At 67.4% G+C, this 18,578-nt stretch carries 16 protein-coding genes and 1 tRNA gene; 5 read left to right on the top strand and 12 right to left on the bottom strand.

Annotation, left to right across the window (positions count from 1 at the left end; all coding sequences use genetic code 11):
• Positions 1-116 precede the first annotated feature (116 nt).
• Positions 117-1,712 (top strand): purine-cytosine permease family protein, encoded by a 1,596-nt coding sequence (locus KV203_RS01915; RefSeq protein ID WP_157079672.1) that lies wholly within the window; start codon positions 117-119, stop codon positions 1,710-1,712.
• Positions 1,713-1,895: 183 nt separating this feature from the next.
• Positions 1,896-2,687 carry a transglutaminase domain-containing protein gene (locus tag KV203_RS01910; RefSeq protein WP_217995929.1) on the top strand — a complete coding sequence of 264 codons (792 nt, stop codon included), beginning with the start codon at positions 1,896-1,898 and terminating at the stop codon, positions 2,685-2,687.
• Positions 2,688-2,710: 23 nt separating this feature from the next.
• On the opposite strand, the gene KV203_RS01905 is transcribed toward KV203_RS01910, so the two are convergent.
• Both KV203_RS01905 and KV203_RS01900 read right to left on the bottom strand, forming a co-directional pair.
• Complete coding sequence (locus KV203_RS01905; RefSeq protein ID WP_066466926.1) at positions 2,711-3,727, bottom strand: LLM class flavin-dependent oxidoreductase; 1,017 nt, start codon at positions 3,725-3,727, stop codon at positions 2,711-2,713.
• 3 nt (positions 3,728-3,730) lie between these two features.
• A complete protein-coding gene (locus tag KV203_RS01900; RefSeq protein WP_083529764.1) occupies positions 3,731-5,047 on the bottom strand; it encodes a restriction endonuclease in 1,317 nt (438 codons plus the stop codon).
• Between the two features lie 259 nt (positions 5,048-5,306).
• Here KV203_RS01900 and KV203_RS01895 point away from each other — a divergent pair, with 259 nt between their 5' ends.
• Together KV203_RS01895 and KV203_RS01890 are read left to right on the top strand one after the other, a co-directional pair.
• Entirely contained in the window at positions 5,307-6,263 is a 957-nt protein-coding gene (locus KV203_RS01895) for an alpha/beta hydrolase (protein WP_066466927.1), read from the top strand.
• Positions 6,264-6,272: 9 nt separating this feature from the next.
• A complete protein-coding gene (locus KV203_RS01890; protein WP_066466928.1) occupies positions 6,273-7,643 on the top strand; it encodes an alpha/beta hydrolase domain-containing protein in 1,371 nt (456 codons plus the stop codon).
• Between the two features lie 28 nt (positions 7,644-7,671).
• Here the strand turns inward: KV203_RS01890 and KV203_RS01885 are convergent, their stop codons facing one another.
• The 7 genes from KV203_RS01885 to KV203_RS01855 form a co-directional block, all read right to left on the bottom strand.
• A complete protein-coding gene (locus tag KV203_RS01885) occupies positions 7,672-8,742 on the bottom strand; it encodes a DNA polymerase domain-containing protein (protein ID WP_066466929.1) in 1,071 nt (356 codons plus the stop codon).
• 132 nt (positions 8,743-8,874) lie between these two features.
• A tRNA-Thr gene (locus tag KV203_RS01880) sits at positions 8,875-8,947 on the bottom strand.
• A gap of 69 nt (positions 8,948-9,016) precedes the next feature.
• Positions 9,017-9,565 (bottom strand): hypothetical protein, encoded by a 549-nt coding sequence (locus KV203_RS01875; RefSeq protein WP_066466930.1) that lies wholly within the window; start codon positions 9,563-9,565, stop codon positions 9,017-9,019.
• Positions 9,566-9,658: 93 nt separating this feature from the next.
• Positions 9,659-10,855, bottom strand: a complete 1,197-nt coding sequence (locus KV203_RS01870) for a DNA polymerase III subunit delta' (protein WP_066466931.1) — start codon at positions 10,853-10,855, stop codon at positions 9,659-9,661.
• 50 nt (positions 10,856-10,905) lie between these two features.
• Positions 10,906-13,752 (bottom strand): type I DNA topoisomerase, encoded by a 2,847-nt coding sequence (gene topA / locus KV203_RS01865; protein ID WP_066466932.1) that lies wholly within the window; start codon positions 13,750-13,752, stop codon positions 10,906-10,908.
• A 119-nt stretch (positions 13,753-13,871) separates the two neighbouring features.
• Positions 13,872-14,456 (bottom strand): hypothetical protein, encoded by a 585-nt coding sequence (locus KV203_RS01860; RefSeq protein ID WP_066466933.1) that lies wholly within the window; start codon positions 14,454-14,456, stop codon positions 13,872-13,874.
• A gap of 141 nt (positions 14,457-14,597) precedes the next feature.
• Positions 14,598-14,801: a cold-shock protein gene (locus KV203_RS01855; RefSeq protein WP_029925108.1), complete on the bottom strand. Its 204-nt coding sequence runs from the start codon at positions 14,799-14,801 to the stop codon at positions 14,598-14,600.
• A 431-nt stretch (positions 14,802-15,232) separates the two neighbouring features.
• Between KV203_RS01855 and KV203_RS01850 the strand changes: the two genes are divergently transcribed.
• Positions 15,233-17,590: a DEAD/DEAH box helicase gene (locus KV203_RS01850; RefSeq protein ID WP_066466934.1), complete on the top strand. Its 2,358-nt coding sequence runs from the start codon at positions 15,233-15,235 to the stop codon at positions 17,588-17,590.
• 32 nt (positions 17,591-17,622) lie between these two features.
• Here the strand turns inward: KV203_RS01850 and KV203_RS01845 are convergent, their stop codons facing one another.
• Genes KV203_RS01845 through KV203_RS01835 form a run of 3 tightly spaced genes read right to left on the bottom strand, consistent with a single transcriptional unit; the run spans position 17,623 to position 18,541 of the window.
• Positions 17,623-17,991 carry an Rv3654c family TadE-like protein gene (locus KV203_RS01845; protein WP_246600443.1) on the bottom strand — a complete coding sequence of 123 codons (369 nt, stop codon included), beginning with the start codon at positions 17,989-17,991 and terminating at the stop codon, positions 17,623-17,625.
• Complete coding sequence (locus tag KV203_RS01840) at positions 17,988-18,341, bottom strand: TadE family type IV pilus minor pilin (protein WP_066466935.1); 354 nt, start codon at positions 18,339-18,341, stop codon at positions 17,988-17,990. The genes KV203_RS01845 and KV203_RS01840 overlap by 4 nt, the downstream gene beginning before the upstream one ends.
• Entirely contained in the window at positions 18,338-18,541 is a 204-nt protein-coding gene (locus KV203_RS01835; RefSeq protein WP_066466936.1) for a DUF4244 domain-containing protein, read from the bottom strand. The genes KV203_RS01840 and KV203_RS01835 overlap by 4 nt, the downstream gene beginning before the upstream one ends.
• Positions 18,542-18,578 lie beyond the last annotated feature (37 nt).

Below are 18,578 nucleotides of genomic sequence, written 5' to 3'. Positions count from 1 at the left end.
GCGCGAAATCCGGCCGTCATGAGGAGGAAACAATGCATTTCTAACTTTTTTATATGACGCAAGTAGCTGTGCAGAACGAACCGGGGGCGGCGGTGAACGAGGCCGTCCTCGACACCATGACCGCCACCAAGGAGACGCTGGAGGACTACACGCTGCGGTTCGCGCCACGCAGCTATCGCACATGGTCGACCCGCGTCGTGGGGATTTCGGCGCTCGGCGGTATCGCCTACCTCGCAGATTTCGCAATCGGCGCGAATATCGGCATTTCCTACGGCACCACGAACGCGCTCTGGGGAATTCTCATCTTCGCGGTCGTGATCTTCCTTACCGGTTTCCCGGTCGCCTATTATTCGGCACGCTACAACATCGACCTCGACCTGGTCACCCGCGGAAGCGGTTTCGGTTACTACGGTTCGGTGGTGACGAACGTCATCTTCGCCACGTTCACCTTCATCTTCTTCGCGCTCGAAGGTTCGATCATGGCGCAGGGGCTGCAGCTCGGACTGGGCATTCCGGTCTGGCTCGGCTATGCATTGTCAACCGTGATCATCTTCCCGCTGGTGATCTACGGCATGAAAGTCCTGTCGAAATTGCAGGTGTGGACCACGCCGCTCTGGCTGGTGCTGATGGTGGCGCCGTTCGTCTATCTGGTCACCAGCCATCCCGAATCGGTGAGCCAATTCTTCGCTTACCAGGGCGAAAACGGGGTGCAGGGCTTCGATCTCGGATCGACCCTGCTGGCCGCCGGGGTGTGCCTGTCGCTGATCGCCCAGATCGCCGAGCAGAACGACTATCTGCGCTTCATGCCGCCGAAAACGCCGGAAAACGCGCGTAGCTGGTGGACCTGGATGATTCTGGCCGGTCCCGGCTGGGTTGTGTTCGGCGCGATCAAGCAGGTGGTCGGCCTGTTCCTGGCCGTGTACCTGATCGCGAACGTCGCCGACAGCGCCGGCATCGCAAATCAGCCGGTGCATCAGTTCCTGGAGATCTACGAGAACTTCCTGCCCGGCTGGCTGGCGATGACCCTGGCCGTGGTCCTGGTGGTGATCAGCCAGATCAAAATCAACGTGACCAACGCCTACTCGGGATCGCTGGCCTGGACCAACTCGTTCACCCGGGTGACCAAGCACTACCCGGGCCGGCTGGTGTTCCTCGGGCTGAATCTCCTGATCGCGCTGATCTTGATGGAAGCCAACATGTTCGACTTCCTGAACACCATTCTCGGGTTCTACGCGAACTGCGGCATGGCCTGGGTGGTCGTCGTGGCGTCGGACATCGCGATCAACAAGTACCTGCTGAAGCTCTCGCCCAAGCAGCCCGAGTTCCGCCGCGGCATGCTGTACGCGTTCAACCCGGTCGGCTTCGGGTCGATGCTGCTCGCGGCCGGCATCTCCGTCCTCGCCTTCTTCGGTGGACTCGGCGACGCGATCAAGCCGTACTCGCCGCTGGTCGCGATCGGCCTCGGGCTGGTGCTGCCGCCGATCATCGCGATCGCCACGAAGGGCAAGTACTACCTGCGTCGCACCGACGACGGCATCGATCTGCCGATGCACGACGAGTTCGGCAACCCGTCCGGCGAGCACGTGCGATGCGAGGTTTGCCGGCACGATTACGAGCGGCCGGACATGCTGAGTTCGCCGACCGGAAACGGCGCAGTCTGCTCGTTGTGTCTGTCGACGGACAAGACCGGCGTGCACGTGCTACCCGCATGATGCAATCCGGGCCCGCCGTCTAGCGACGGTAGGGCACTGCCCACCGCACCTGCTGTTGCCGGCGCCCGTCGTCGACACGGCAGGTGCGGTTCGTGTCGGCCCGGACTCCGGGGGACAATCGGAGCCGAACCAACCCTGACGAATCGGAGGTCGAGGGAGTTGCAGCTCCGCGTCGGATTTGACATGACCCTGGAGTGCACGCAGCCCACTCCGATGATCCTCACGCTCCATGTGCATGACACCCGCGTCCCGGACCTCGTCCGGGCCGACCATCTGACGTTCGATCCGCCGGTGCCGGTCACCGACTACCGCGACGGCTTCGGAAACCGGTGCAGCCGCATCGTCGCCCCGCCCGGCGCCCTTCGCATCTCCGCCGACGCGGTGGTCGACGACAGCGGCCGCGCCGACGTGATCGCCGACCACGCGAAGCAACTCCCGGTACCCGATCTGCCCGAGGAGACGCTGGTATTCCTGTTGGGCAGCCGATACTGCGACACCGATCTCCTGTCCCAGACGGCGTGGGATCTGTTCGGCGACGGACCGACGGGCTGGGCGCTGGTGCAATCGATCTGCGACTACGTGCACGACCACATCACCTTCGACTACCAGTGCGCGAGCAGCACCCGCACCGCGCGAGGCGCTTTCGACGAACGGGTGGGCGTCTGTCGGGACTACGCCCACCTGGCCATCGCCTTCTGCCGGGCGATGAATGTCCCCGCGCGGTACTGCAACGGCTACCTCGCCGACATCGGTACGGCCAGTTCGGATCCGCGGGATTTCCATGCCTGGTTGGAAGCTTTCCTGGGCGGGCAGTGGTACGTGTTCGACCCACGTAACAAGACCCCACGGATCGGCCGGGTGCTGATCGCCCGGGGCCGCGACGCCGCCGATGTCGCCATGGTGAACTCGTTCGGATCGATCTTGCTCACCGAATTCGTCGTCCGGTCCGAAGAGGTCGCCGAGGCTGCCGGGTAGCCGTGCGTCGCGCCGACAACCGATCAGCGCCAACCCAGCCCCGGGGCCACATCGCGCAGCACCGATTCGATCAGGTGGGCGTTGTAATCGACGCCCAGCTGGTTGGGCACGGTGAGCAGCAACGTGTCCGCGGCGGCGATCGCCTCGTCCTCGGCGAGCTGGGCGATCAAGGTGTCCGGCTCGCCGGCGTAGGACCGGCCGAATCGGGCGTTGCCGCCGTCGATCCACCCGACCTGGTCCCGACTGTTCGAATCCGCACCGAAGTAGGCCCGATCCTCATCGGTGGTGATCGGCATGATGCTGCGGCTCACCGACACCCGCGGCTGCCAGTCGTGCCCGGCCTCGGCCCACGCCTTACGGAACCGCTCGATCTGCTCGGCCTGAAGCTGGTGAAACGGCACGCCGGTGTCTTCGGTCAGCAATGTCGAGCTCATCAGATTCATGCCCTGCTCCGCAGCCCACTCGGCGGTGGACCGGCTACCCGCGCCCCACCAGATCCGGCGCCGCAAACCGTCGGAATGCGGCTCGACCCGTAGCAGACCGGGCGGGTTGGGGAACATCGGCCGCGGATTCGGCTCGGCGAACCCTTCGCCGTCGAGGACGCTGAGCAGCACCTCGGTGTGCCGGCGGGCCATCGCCGCATGATCGTCGTTCTCCGGGCGATAACCGAAGTAGCGGTAACCGTCGACGACCTGCTCCGGCGAACCCCGCGAGATGCCCAGCTGCAGCCGGCCCCCGGAGATCAAGTCCGCCGCACCGGCGTCCTCCGCCATGTAGAGCGGGTTCTCGTACCGCATGTCGATCACCCCGGTACCGATCTCGATCCGCGAGGTACGCGCACCGATCGCAGCCAGCAGCGGGAACGGAGCGGCGAGCTGCCGGGCGAAATGGTGCACCCGGAAATACGCCCCGTCCGCGCCGAGTTCCTCCGCGGCGACCGCCAGATCGATCGATTGCAGCAGCGTGTCACCAGCTGTTCGGGTTTGCGAATGCGGCGAGTCGGTCCAGTGGCCGAACGATAAAAAGCCGATATGCTTCATGATTCAACTAACAGTCCCCGGGTCGCGGACATTCCCGCCGGCGTGTGCCTCGACGCTCCCACCATCGGCATCGACGTCCAGATCGATCGGACGGCCGGGGAACGCGACGTCGATCTGCGCAGCCGACTCTGTGCGCGGAAACTGCACGGTCAACCAGGCCGACACCGACGCGGAATCACCCAATCCGTGACCACGCAGCGCCGTGACCACGTCGCGGCCGCAGATCAGCGCGATCGGGTGCCCGTCGGCTCGTACTTCTTCGTAGACCTGCCGACCGAAGTAGGACAACGTCACGAACACGCCGAACTGGCGGTGCCGCAAACGTGAGATCAGTCGGCTCATTTCTTTGACCCCCACGCCGTTGGACTCGCTGTAGCACTTCGCCTCCAGCGCGAAGTCGAGCGAGATCCGGTCGGCGGGCGGCCCGACGAGGTACTCGCCGATGGCATCACGGCCGCCGTCACGGCTGGGCCGGGTCACGTCGGCTCGGCCGGTCGCAGGTGCGATCAACCGCCAGATGGCGACCGCGCATTCCTCGAAGTCGTGCGGCCGATCGGCGAAGTAGGCGTGGATTGTGCGCAGGACGCCGAGCCCGACCGGATCTGCCGGCAGTTGCTCCGGCTTGCTTCGGATTACCGTGGTCGACGGTGCGAGCAGCGGCTGGTACGACCGGCTCGCCACCCACGCACGCCATACCGCCGGGCATGGCGCGCCCGTCGTAGGTTTGCCGCCGACCAGCTCATCGAGCCACGATCGGGCAACGGTATCCACATCGAGCACGGTGAATCGAGCTCGATAGTTCTGGAATCGCAACCCCGACTGGCTGCGCCAGATGGCCGTCAAATCGTCGTCGGCGGTGAGCGTCGCCGCCCCGGGTGCCAGCAACCCGCGGAATCGTACCGACCGACCCGGAAAAGCCTTCTCGAACAACAAGAACGGCGGAACTCGGGACCGGTCTGCCGGGCTCCCGTGAGCGAGGTGGAAAACGTCGCGCAGCAACAGATTCCCGCGTCGCCGGGTTTCGTGCAGCGCGGCACCGGGTTTGCGATTGTCGCCGTAGTAGGTGAAGATGCCGGTTTGCGGATCGAGCAGATCTGGCCAGTCGACCTCCGTTCCGCTCGTGTAAAGCACCACCAGCCGGACCGTGCCTTCGACGGGCGATCCGCGGTAGCGGAAACCGCCCTGGTTACCGACCGGCAGCAACTTCGCCAGCGGATCGTCGGCTGCCGTGCCCGACCGACCGGCCAGATACCGGCAGTCGACGCGCAGGTCGGCGGCCGACAGGTCGGCGAACGGAACCGTCGAGTCGGAATCCGCCACAACCGATCACCTCACTCTTGGGCGGGCCGGTCGGCAGTCGCGAATACTCGCGGCCACGCGGTGCACCGCTCGCTCGGAGCCTGCCTGCCGGTTGCCATGGCGCCGACCCCAGGGCGATCGGTGCAGAATATCGTCAAGCGCCGATCCGAGGCTCCGGGCCGCGGAATCTGCCGGGCCGTTCTTCGGGCTCCGCGCCACCCCAGCCCGACCCTGATAGGTTCGCCGGGTTACTGAGAGCGTTCGGGGTCGAGGGAGTGAAATGCGGCGAGAAGCCTTCGCGGCAATGGTCTTGGCATTCGTCGTGACGTTTGCCCTGCAGGTCCTCGCCGGACCGAGCGCCGGCGCGGCCACCGTTGTCGGCGTCACCGATCTGACCCCCACCCGCACAGCGCTTTTCGTGCAGTCGCCGGCAATGGGACAGGTCGTCCAGGTGCAGGTGTTGCACCCGGCGGGCGGCGCACCCCGCCCGACCTACTATCTGCTCGACGGACTGCTGCCCGGCGACCGGGAAAGCACCTGGACCAACGCGACCGACGCGGTGCAGTTCTTCGCCGACAAGAACGTGAACGTCGTCCTGCCGGTCGGCGGCCCGGCCAGCTACTACACCGACTGGGATCGCCCTGATCCGCAACTGGGCAACTACAAGTGGGAGACCTTCCTCACCGAGGAGTTGCCACCGATCATCGATGCCCAGTTCAGCGGCAACGGGGTGAACGCGATCGGCGGGCTGTCGATGGGGGGCAACAGCGCCTTCATCCTGGCCACCCGCAAGCCTTGGCTGTATCGGGCGGTCGCCGGCTACAGCGCCTGCCCGGACACCTCGTTGGCCACGCCGGCGATTCTGTTCTCCATCGCCAGCCACGGCGGTGATCCACAGAACATGTGGGGGCCGGTCGGCGGGCCGCAATGGTCTGCGCACGATCCGGCGGCGAACGCGAATCAACTGCGCGGCAAGACGATCTACCTGTCCACCGGCACCGGCCTCCCGGGCCCGCACGAGCTGGAGCTCAAACCGCAACTGCCGGAGAACATTCTGGCCGGTGGCCCGGTGGAGACCGGGGTGTTCGCCTGCGTCTCCTCGTTCGACCAGCGGTTGCGCGGGCTCGGCATTCCCGCGCGCGTGGTGTATCGACCGAGCGGCACGCACTCGTGGTCGTACTACGCCGACGACCTGCACGATTCGTGGCCGACCATCGGCCCCGCGATCGGCGCCTGAGCCGCGATCATGGCCGTTGCCGTGACGTTGTTGACCGGCGGTAACGGGCCACTGCTCGCCTCCGCGACCACCGGGCCGGATCTGGCCGCAGCAGGCTATCTCGAACGGGAGTACCTCGTCGAGGGTGTCGCAGGCAACTACCGGATGGTCGGCCCGCAGTCGCCCGACGGTCGAGTCGAGTACGAAAAAGGAAGCGAGACATCCCCGTTCGCCACCCGCGCGATCGTCCGTCGGCCGGCCGAAGCGGCCCGGAGCAACGGCACGCTGGTCGTCGAGTGGCTCAACGTGAGCGGCGGGCAGGATGCCGGACCGGGCTACACCTACCTCGCCGCGGAGCTGGTGCGCGGTGGCTACACCTGGGTGGGGGTATCGGCGCAGTACGCCGGGGTGATGGGCGGCGCGGCAGCCGTGCCGTTGAGCGACGGCGAGCCCGCCGAGTCCCGCGGTGGGCCGGCCGCGTTCGACCCGGTTCGATATCAGCGGCTGCACCACCCCGGGGACGCCTACAGCTACGACATTTTCAGTTCGGTTGCCCGCGGGCTGCGGGATCCGGCCGGACCGCTCGGCGATCTACCGATCACCCGGGTCGTCGCGACCGGCGAGTCCCAATCGGCCGTCGCGCTGTGCAGTTACCACAACGGCATCCAGCCACTCACCGACCTGTTCGATGCATTCCTGATCCACAGCCGCGGCGGCGCAGTTGCCCCGCTCGGCGAACCCGGCCGGGCGCTGACGATCGACGAAGTCCTGGACGGGCCGCCGACCCGACTCCGCGACGACCTCACCGTGCCGACCGTGGTGGTGCAGACCGAGACCGACCTGTTCGGCCGGCTCGCGTATCTGCCTGCCCGGCAGGCCGACTCGACCTGGCTGCGAGTGTGGGAGATCGCCGGGACCGCGCACGCCGACAAGTTCCAGATCGGCGAGTTCGAACCGATCCTGGGATGTCCACGGCCGGTCAACCGCGGCCAGCAGGTGTTCGTGCTCCGGGCCGCGCTGCGGGCGCTGGACCGTTGGGTGAGCGACGGAACGGCAGCACCCTCGGCGCCGTGCCTGGATATCGCGACCGGAGACGGCGAGCCCGAGTTCGCCCGCGACGAGTGGGGCAACGTGACCGGCGGTGTCCGGACCCCGGCGGTCGACGTGCCCACCACCACCCTGTCCGGCCTGCCGGCGCCCGACGCCTCGCTGATCTGTTCCCTCTTCGGCAGCACCGAACCGATTGCCGCGCAACGGCTACGCGCCCGGTACGGCAGCGCGGACGCCTACCTCAGGCAGTACGCGGCCGCGACCGACGCGATGATCGCCGCCGGCTTCGCGCTCGTCGAGGATCGCGACGAACTGCTCGGGCAGGCCGAGCCGGCGGCGCTGGACGGGTAACCGACCGCATTCGCTCGCGATCGCTGGGTCAATCGCCGATCCGGTTACCGTGCTCGTCCCAGTGCGCGTCGACCTTCTTGCTCGGCTGTACCCGCGGCGGCTCGCCGGGCATCTTCGGGTAGTCCGGCGGGAAACTCTGCTCCACTCCATCCCACAGCTCCAGCAGCGGGGTGAGATCGTGCGATACCTCGTCGATCCCGGCCCACGGGTCGCCGGCTGCGACCCGATCCGGCACGGTGAACAGGTTGAGCTCGCGCGGGTCGGTCAACGATTCGAGTTCGGCCCAGGTGACCGGCGTCGACACCGGCGCACCGGGCAACGGACGCAACGAATAGGCGCTGGCGATGGTGCGGTCCCGGTTGTTCTGGTTGAAGTCGACGAACACTCGCGAGCCCCGCTCCTCCTTCCACCACGCAACGGTCACCCCGGGGTCGCGGCGGGCCAATTCCTGGCCGATCCCGATCGCCGCGTGCCGCACCTGCTCGAACGACCATTCCGGCCGAATTCGCACGTACACGTGGACGCCGCGGTTACCGCTGGTCTTGGCGTAGCCGGTGATCCCGAGCTCGGCGAGCAGAGCCCGGGTGCGGCCGGCCACCCGGACGGCGTCGCCGAACGACGTGCCCGGCTGCGGGTCGAGATCGATCCGCAGTTCGTCGGGGTGGTCGGTATCCGCCCGGCGCACCGGCCACGGGTGGAACGTCAACGTGCCCATCTGCGCGCACCACACCGGTACCGCGATCTCGGTCGGACAGACCTCGTCGGCCGGTCGACCCGACGGGAAGCGCACCCGCACCGACTCCACGTAGTCCGGGGCACCCTTGGCCATCCGCTTCTGATAGAACGCCGCAGCGTCACGGTCCGCGGGTCCGGTAGCCAACCGCATGCCCGGTCGCACTCCTGAGGGCCACCGCTCCAACGCGGTGGGCCGGTCCCGCAACGCGCGCATCAACCCGTCCCCGACGGCGACGAAGAACTCGGCAACCTGCAGCTTCGTCACCGCCGGGGTCCGATCGGTTGCCTCGTAGACGATCCGATCCGGGCTCGATACCCGAACAGTCCGATCGCCTGCCTGAACTTCGGCTGCGGAAGTGGCCACGGGTTCAGCCTAGAACCAACGCGATCGGCTGCTGACGGCCATGTCACCACCCACCACCGGTAGGCACACTCCAGGCACACCGGGGAGGTTCCGGGACGGTCAGAAGACCACCGAAATGGCCTCTGACCTGGGAGCCGCCTGCGAGAATCGAACTCGCGACCTTTTCATTACGAGTGAAGCGCTCTACCGACTGAGCTAAGGCGGCGTGCCGTACGGCGCAGTGAGTCTATCGCCTCACGGCGCCGTATGCGAACCCGCTTCGCTCCCAACGGGGCTACGGGCAGTTCACCGTGTATTCCCAGTCCGTATCGGTTCCACCATCGACCTGGACATCCACGAACGAGTCGCGCCCCGGAGGCACAACGACATAGATCGAGCCGATACCGTTCGGCGGGTTGTTCGCGTTGCCGATCAACCCGGTATCAGCGATCTCCCGGCCTTCGTAGAAGACGGATATCCGATCGAGCACATAGTAGGTGTTCCACCTCAACAAGAACGACGTCGGGCCGGAGCGACCGATGTTGTGACGAGTGACCGTAATGCCGTCGTGTCCATTTTGCGCCGAGGCGTTGCACGGCAACGTCTGCTCCGGCGGCGCGGACAGTCCCCCACCCCCGCCGCGGAACCCCGACCCACTCGGCCCGGGGAGCCCGATGATGCTACTACCCAGATCGGCGACCGCACTGCCCAGATCGACTGCAGCACTACCGAGGTCGACGAGCGCGCTGCCCGAGTCGCCCGGCGCGGCCGAACCGACGGCGGGGAGTGCCACCACCGTCCCGATGGTCAGCGTCGCGACCGCGGCTACCTGACGAACGAACATCCTTCTCCTCCAACAAACCGGCGTGATAAGTCGACACCGAGCCTTCCATCCGGACCAACCGGACGAAATCGTCTGTTGGAATGATTTGTTCGGTTACCCGGTCGTCTCGGCGGCGACCAGCGCAGCCACCATTGCCGCCATTGCGAACCGCGGTTTGACGTTGAGCGCTATCGCTTCTCGGCACGCCAGCACCGCTTCGATTCCACGTAGCAGACCGTCAGGTGTGCTGCGATCAGCCAGGGCAGCAATCTTTTCCGTCATGTCCGGGTGGGTCATCGGTACGTCGGCGCCGAACGACCGGGCCAGCGCGTCGCGATAAAGTCCGGCGACGTCGATCAACGCGCGGTCCAATGCATCTCGGCCGGTACGGGTTGCCCGGGACTTCTGCCGCCGCTCCAGCTCGCGAACTGCGCCCACCGTTCCACGCATCACCCCGGCAGCGCCCTTTCCGGTCCCACCGGCTCCGAGAGCGGTCTCCAGTTCGCCTTTTTCCCGAGCGTCTCGGTCGACGTTGACTTCTTTCGCCTCCGCGTCCGCCGCCCGGACCAACTCTTCGGCCGCTTCGTAGGCCGCTCCGGGACGGGCGACGGCATCGGCCAGGGCAAGCGCACGTTGCCGACGCTCCCGAGCCTCGGGATCGGTCGCCAACCGACGGGCCCGGCCGACGTGGCCGCCGGCGACCGACGCCGCCCAGCGGGCCGACTCGGCATCCAAACCGTCCCGGGAGACCAGGACTTCCGCGACCGCCGCCGCCGACGGCGCGACCAGATGAACGTGCCGGCAACGCGACCGTAGGGTCACCGAGATGTCCTCCGGGTCGATCGACGGCGCGCAGAGCAAGATCACCGTCCGCTCGGCCGGCTCCTCAACCATCTTGAGCAGAGCGTTTCCGGCGCCCTCGGTGAGCCGATCGGCATCCTCGATCACCAGCACCTGCCAGCGTCCGGTGCTGGGACGTCGCGCTGCGATCTGCACGGTCGCGCGCATATCGTGCACGCCGATGCTCAACCCCTCCGGAACTATCCGCCGCACGTCGGCGTGCGTTCCCGCCATCGTGGTCCGACATGCCCGGCAACGACCGCAGCCGGCGATCTCCGGGTCCGTGCACTGCAACGCCGCCGCGAAGCACACGGCAGCCACCGAACGCCCGGACCCCGGCGGGCCGGTGAACAGCCACGAATGGGTCATCGCCGGACCGGCCGCGCTGCCCCGGCGAGCAGCAACCGCAGCAGCCGTCAACTCGGCGACGACCGGGCCTTGACCGACCAATCGTTCGAACACTCCCGCCACGGGACCACCCTATCGGGGGCCACCGACCGACGCCCCACCCATCACCGGGCCTACTTCTTGGCCGGAGCCTTCTTGGCCGCCGCAGTCTTGGTAGCTGCCTTCTTGACCGCTGCCGTTTTGGTGGCCGCCTTCTTCGCGGGGGCCTTCTTCGCCGGGGCCTTGCGCTTCACCGGCCCGCGCGCCCGCCGGTCGGCGAGCAACTCCGCGGCGCGCTCGTCGGAGATCGCCTCGACCTCGTCGCCTTTGCGCAGGCTGGCGTTGGTCTCGCCGTCGGTGACGTACGGACCGAATCGACCGTCCTTGATCACCATCGGCTTGCCGGATACCGGGTCGGCACCCAGCTCGCGCAGCGGTGGCGTTGCGGCCGCCTGCCGGCCGCGGCGCTTCGGCTCGGCGTAGATCTTCAACGCCTCGTCGAGGGTGACGGTGAAGATCTGGTCTTCGGTCGCCAGCGACCGTGAATCCGTGCCCTTCTTCAGGTACGGCCCGTACCGGCCGTTCTGCGCAGTGATCTCCGCGCCGTCGGCCGGGTCCGCGCCGACCACCCGGGGCAAGGACAGCAGCTTGAGCGCGTCGTCCAGGGTGACGGTCGCGATCTCCATCGATTTCAGCAGCGACCCGGTCCGCGGCTTCGGTGCGGCCGCCTTCTTCGCGCCCTTCTTCGGCGCGTCGCCGTCCGATGCCGGCGGATCCGGCAAGATCTCGGTGACGTAAGGCCCGAACCGGCCTTCCTTCGCGACGATCTCGTGTCCGGTGGCCGGGTCCACACCGAGCTGCCGGCCTTCCTGCGGGGTGGCGAACAGCTGCTCGGCGAGCGCCGGGGTCAGTTCGTCCGGCGGAAGGTCGTCCGGCAGGTTGGCCCGCTGCGAGACCGGGTCACCGCCCGGGTCGTCCGGGTTCTCGACCATTCGCTCCAGGTACGGCCCGAAACGACCGACGCGCACGTTCACGTCCCGGCCACCGTCGTCGACGAACAGCCGGATCGAGTTCACTTCCCGCGCATCGATGTCTTCCAGCCGCTCACCGACCATCCGCTTGAGGCCGCCGGACCGGGCTACCGAGTCCTGTTCGCCCCGGTCACCACCGAAGTAGAAGTCGGACAACCACGTGTCCCGGTGCTGCCGGCCGCCGGCGATCTCGTCGAGGTCGTCCTCCATCTCGGCCGTGAAGTCGTAGTCGACCAAGCGACCGAAATGCGCTTCGAGCAGCCCGACGACGGCGAACGCCACCCAGGACGGCACCAGCGCGCTACCCCGCTTGTAGACGTAGCCGCGGTCCAGGATGGTCTTGATGATCGACGCATAGGTGGACGGGCGCCCGATACCCATCTCTTCCAGCGCCTTGACCAACGACGCCTCGGTGTATCGGGCCGGCGGATTGGTCGTGTGCCCGTCGGCGGACAGCTCGATCGCGGTAACCGGCGCGCCCTCGGCCAGCTGCGGCAATCGGGATTCTGCGTCGTCGCTCTGGCCACCGGCCTCCTCGTCGACGCTCTCCACGTAGGCCTTCAGGAAGCCTGGGAAGGTGATCGTCCGGCCGGACGCCGACAGCGTGCAGAGTTCCCCGGTCCCCGCCGTGCCCTCGATCCGCAGCGTCAACGTGGAACCGCGGGCGTCGGCCATCTGGGAGGCGACGGTACGTTGCCAGATCATCTCGTAGAGCCGGAACTCGTCGCCGTCCAGCCGGCTGTGCAACTCCCCCGGGGTGGCGAACACGTCGCCGGCGGGACGGATCGCCTCGTGCGCCTCCTGGGCGTTTTTCACCTTGCGGGTGTACTGCCGGGGCGCGGAGCTGACGTATTCGGCGCCGTAGAGCTCGGTCGCCTGGCGACGCGCCGCTTCGATCGCCGTCGCGGACAGCGTCGTCGAATCGGTACGCATGTAGGTGATGTAGCCGTTTTCGTACAGCCGCTGGGCGATGCGCATGGTCCGCTCCGAGGAGAACCGCAGTTTTCGGCCGGCTTCCTGCTGCAGCGTCGAGGTCATGAACGGCGCGTACGGCTTACGGCTGTACGGCTTGGACTCGGCGGAGGCGACTACCAGATCGGCGCCGCGCAGGGCCTCGGCAAGCCGGTTCGCATACTGTTCGTCGATCACCGTCACGGTCGACGATTTCAGCTGCCCGTCCGGCCCGAAGTCCCGGCCGGTGGCCACCCGCTCGCCGTTCACACTCACCAGCCGAGCGCTGAAGTTGCGCGGGCTGGCCGTCGCACCGGCATCCAGCTTGGCTGCGATATCCCAGTACTCCGCCGAGCGGAACGCCATCCGCTCCCGTTCCCGCTGCACGATCACCCGGGTAGCCACCGACTGCACGCGTCCCGCGGACAGCCTGGGCATCACTTTCTTCCACAACACCGGGCTGACCTCGTAACCGTAGAGCCGGTCCAGGATGCGCCGGGTCTCCTGCGCGTCGACCAGGTCGTTGTCCAGCTCACGGGTATCGGCGGCGGCGGCGCGGATGGCCGGCTCGGTGATCTCGTGGAACACCATCCGCCGGACCGGCACCTTGGGTTTCAGCGTCTCCAGCAGATGCCAGGCGATCGCCTCGCCTTCGCGGTCGGGGTCGGTGGCCAGGTACAGCTCGTCGGCGTCGCGGAGTAGGCCCTTCAGTTCGGTGACCTTGGCCTTCTTGTCCGGGCTGACCACATAGAGCGGCTGGAAGTCATGATCGACGTCGACGCCGAGCCGCGCCCACGGCTCACCCTTGTACTTGGCCGGAACGTCGGCAGCGCCGCGCGGAAGGTCGCGGATATGCCCGACCGACGCCTCGACGGTGTAACCGCGACCGAGATACGGTGCGATCTTGCGGGCCTTCGTCGGCGACTCGACGATGACAAGGCGGTGCGGTGACCCGTCCGGCGAGGACGAATTCGCTGCTTTGTTGTCTCGCGTTGCCACGTCTAAATATGCCTTTCCACTCGCCCCCCGACCACTGCAGCAGGACGACAGCAGCCGGTCCGCAGGCATCGAATTCAACAGAGTACGCGAATACTCGCTGATCAGTCGCCCTGCGCCGGCTATCCGGACGGCCAGCAGTCGGCTGCCGGGGCAGCCACCGGTGGCGCGCCGAGATAGTCGACCAGCTTCGCCAACCGTCGCGGGCCGGCAATCCGCAAGCCCGGATTCGGCCCGCGTACACCGATCGGGGTAGGCGTGATGCCGGCCCGGCTCAACGCGGCCGTGAGCGCCGGGTAGGTGTCGGGTGCGTGCGGGTCCATGCCGAGCACGAATCGCTCCCCGCCGTTCTCCGGCGACCCGGCGGCCAACGCCCAGGCACGCAGCGCCCGGGGTCCCGGCACCCAACCGACCGGCACCGACTTGACCGCACCGCGCTGCCACTGGCTGCCCAGCGGGAGTAGTTCGGCGACCAGCGCGGTCCGCACCGACAGATTGCCCTCCGTGGTGACCGTCACCTCGGCGACCAATCCGGCCGCAGAGATCAACTCGGCTATTGCGTGTGCCCGCCACTCGGCAGCGACGAGCACCGAGATCCGCGCACCGATGTCCTGGCGCACCACCTGGCCGGCGCACGCGAGCAGCCCGCCCAAGTCCGGGATCGCCGGCGGCAGCGCATCCGCGGAGAAGAACGACAGTTGGCGCACAGTGCCAAAGTAGGGCACTTCCGAGGACGTTCCGCGACGACGCGCACCGACGAGAAGACCCGCCGGAACGCCGTTCGGCCCCCACCGCCGAACGCGATGGGGGCCGAATCAGACTTCTTCAGTACGGCGAAGCAGCCGTCTCTAGAGAGCGCGAACGCCGGTGGCCTGCGGGCCCTTCGTGCCCTGCCCGACTTCGAACTCGACCTTCTGATTCTCTTCCAGGGTGCGGAACCCACTGCCCTGGATCTCCGAATAGTGGACGAACACGTCTGCCGAGCCGTCCTCAGGAGCGATGAATCCGAACCCCTTCTCCGCGTTGAACCACTTCACAGTCCCCTGTGCCATGCTTTTCCTTCTTCTGTGACATTGCGGACAGCGGACAGATACTTCGGTCCGCCGGGCCCGTTCCGACCGCTGCACTTAATCACGTTCCCCGCAGGAAGCACCAAGTACACCGTTCGCAACAATCGATTCTGCGTTCGACCCGGATGTCCGCGCCGAACCCAGAAGCTGCGACCGCTCGCCAGTCAACCACGGCCGACGGGCTTTGGACAGCGTTGCGGCGGTGATTCGGAAAATTAGTTGATCTTGAGAACTCGCAGGTGAGTGCCCCAATAGCTAAACATGAACCCACGGTACGGTTGCCTCGGATATCGCTGTATCGCAGTACTGATAACGCACTCTCGTGCAGGATCGGAGACAGAACAGAAAATGCTCTCGCGCTTTGCTCTCAATCGCGACCAAATCTTTGATTCACCCGGCGTCAGCCACATGCCATGACCGATCAGCCCGAAGTAGACGGCAGTAACTCACCGAGTGTCGGAATGTCGTTGCTCAATTCCCTGTCGATCGGCACGGCGGCGAGCGAAGATCCGCTGACTTTTGTTGCAGACCTGTCGGCACGTTCCGCACGACACGCCGAATGGCCGGAGTGGACCCCGACCGGCGTTCGCTCGGCATACGAAACTCGGGGCGTGTCGTCGCTCTGGTCTCATCAAGCCGAGGCGGCTTTGCTCGCGTTCTCCGGGAACAACGTCGTGCTGGCCACCGGCACCGCATCCGGGAAATCAGTCGGATATCAATTGCCGGTTCTGACGACACTGGCAAACCACCCCGGCGCAACGGCGATGTATCTGGCGCCGACCAAGGCACTCGGTGCCGATCAGCTACGTTCGACATGGCAAATCGCCGTGGAATCGGGCCTTGAACACGTGCAGCTTTGCACCTACGACGGGGATACCCCGATCGAGACCCGGCAATGGGCCCGAGCTCATGCGCGCTGGATATTCACCAACCCGGACATGCTGCACGCCGGCTTGTTGCGATCGCACACCCGCTGGTCCCGACTGTTTCGCAACCTCCGGTACGTGATCGTCGACGAATGCCATTCCTATCGAGGAGTGTTCGGCTCGCATGTCGCATTGATCCTGCGTCGGCTACGCCGGCTCGCCACCCGGTACGGAGCCGAGCCGGTGTTCGTTCTCGCCTCGGCGACCACGGCCGAACCGCAAGCGGCAGCCGAACGACTGATCGGAGCACCGTGCGCGGCGGTGACCGAGGACGGCTCACCCCGCGGTGCGCGCACCATCGCCTTCTGGCAACCTCCGTTGCTGACTGCGGTAACCGGCGAGAACGGTGCCCCGGTGCGACGGTCCACCACCGCCGAGACCGCACGCATGATGGCCGATCTGGTCGTCGAAGGCGCGCGCTGCCTGGTATTCGTACGATCCCGGCGAGCAGCCGAGCTCACCGCGATGGGTGCCCGCAGGCTCCTCGCCGCGGTGGACCACGATCTCGCCGAGCGAGTAGCCAGCTATCGGTCGGGATATCTCGCCGAGGAGCGACGCGCGCTGGAAGGCGCGCTCGACGACGGCAGCCTGCTGGGCGCCGCCACGACCAGCGCGCTGGAGCTGGGGGTCGACATCGCCGGACTCGACGCCGTCGTGATCGCCGGATTTCCCGGCACCGTCGCGTCCTTCTGGCAGCAAGCAGGCCGGGCCGGACGGCACGGCACCGGCTCGTTGGTCGTCTTGGTCGCCCGGGACGACCCGCTCGACACATACCTGGTGCATCACCCGGCAGCGCTGCTCGACCGACCGGTGGAGGCCGCGGTGATCGACCCGGCCAATCCGTACGTACTCGGACCACAGCTGTTGTGCGCCGCGCTGGAACTACCCCTGACCGATACCGAGGTCCGCGATCTGGGCGGCTGGGAGATCCTCACCGAGCTGGCCGAACGCGGCGAGATCCGGCGGCGCGGACACGGCTGGTTCGTCACGGCGGATTCGTTCCCGCACGACGGGGTGCAGATCCGGGGCGGCCTCGGTACGCCGGTGGCCATCGTCGACGGGCACACCGGCCGGTTGGTCGGTACCGCCGACGGCGGCCGGGCGCCGGCCACACTGCACCCCGGAGCGGTGCATATCCACCAGGGCGAAACGTTCGTCGTCGACGAGCTGGATCTGATCGGCGGGCTCGCCCTGGTCCATGCCGAAGAACCGGACTGGACGACCAGCGCCCGGGAAGTGACCGAGATCACGCTCGACGAGGTTCGGGTGCACCGCGACCACGGTCCGGTGGCCAGTGCGCTCGCACGGGTGACGGTCAGCCACCAGGTGGTCGGCTACCTGCGGACCCGGCCGTCGGGTGAGGTGCTGGATCTGATCGAACTCGATCTCCCCCGGCAGACCCTGGCCACCCAGGCCGTGCTGTACACGGTGGCTCCCGAACTGCTCGAGCGGGCCGGTTTGCCGGTCGAACGGTGGCCCGGCTCGCTGCACGCCGCCGAGCATGCCGCCATCGGCCTGCTGCCCCTGATCGCCACCTGTGACCGGTGGGATATCGGTGGCGTCTCCACCGCGCTGCATCCCGACACCGGACTGCCGACGGTGTTCGTCTACGACGGCCAGCCCGGCGGAGCCGGATTCGCCGAGCGGGGATTCGAGCGATTGACCGTCTGGCTGACCGCTACGCGGGACACGATCGCCGACTGCGAGTGCCCGACGGGCTGCCCCTCCTGCGTCCAGTCACCGAAATGCGGCAACGGCAACCACCCGCTGGACAAAGCGGGGGCGCTCGCCCTGCTCGACGCCGTGCTGCAGCACCTGGAACGGCCGGCGCCGCTGCCGGACTGACGGCGCCCGGTGGGGCGGGGGTCGCGGCCCGGTCATTCCGGGACCGGCCCGGCTCGGGCCACCGCGCGAACCTCCCGCCTGCCGAACGGTCCCAGAGCCGCCGCGATGCCCACCTCGAGCACGATGTCCCAGCCCTGCGGGCTACACCGGCGCACCCGCACCCCCACCCGGTCGACGAGCCGGGTCGCGACCGCACATGCGGCTTCGTCGCCCTGGTCGAGCGCAGCCGCCGCGGCCAGCGCGCCGAGGTCGGCAGCGGACTGTGCGCGATGCCGCAGCGCCACGCCGGCACCGACCTGGACCACCAGAATCGTCACGATCAGGATCACCGCGATCGCGACGCAGGCGATCACCGTCGCGACACCCTGATCGCTCCGCAGGCGCAGCGGCTGCCCGCTCACGGTTCTGCCCCCGGCTCGGCAGCTGCGATCGCGGTGGCGGCCAGCTCGATCGACAGCAGCACCGGTAACCGCACCGACACGGTGGCGATCAGATCGCCGTCGACGGCACGAACCTCGACCCGAGCCCCGCTCGGCGCAACCCGCTCGGCGGCGCGCACCGCTCCCGACTCGTCGCCGCGGGCCGCGAGCCGGGCGGCCTCACGCGCCGCGTCGACGCACCTGATCTGCGCCGACGCAGCCAGAACGGCACCCAAGCCGACCACCACGACCACGACCAGCGCTGCGATCGCGATCGCAGCCTCGACCGTGACCGCGCCGCGCGCGTCGACCACACGGCCCGCCGCAGTCATACCGCGGTGTTCAGCGCCTTGTCGATGATCTTGGTCAAGGCGTCGACGATATTGCCGCCGGTGACCACGCCGTAGAGCACCGCGCCGAACGCCGCCGCAGCGATCGTGCCGATCGCATACTCGGCCGTGGACATGCCGGTGTCGTCGACCGCCAGCCGCAGCAACCGCACTTGCATCCCCTGATAAACGCGAACGAACATTACTGTCCCCCTTATTGTTTCCCGGCGCGGTAGGTCC

Source organism: Skermania piniformis (assembly GCF_019285775.1).
In the GTDB taxonomy this organism is placed as follows: domain Bacteria; phylum Actinomycetota; class Actinomycetes; order Mycobacteriales; family Mycobacteriaceae; genus Skermania; species Skermania pinensis.
This window is presented reverse-complemented; position numbering and strand designations above follow the sequence as displayed.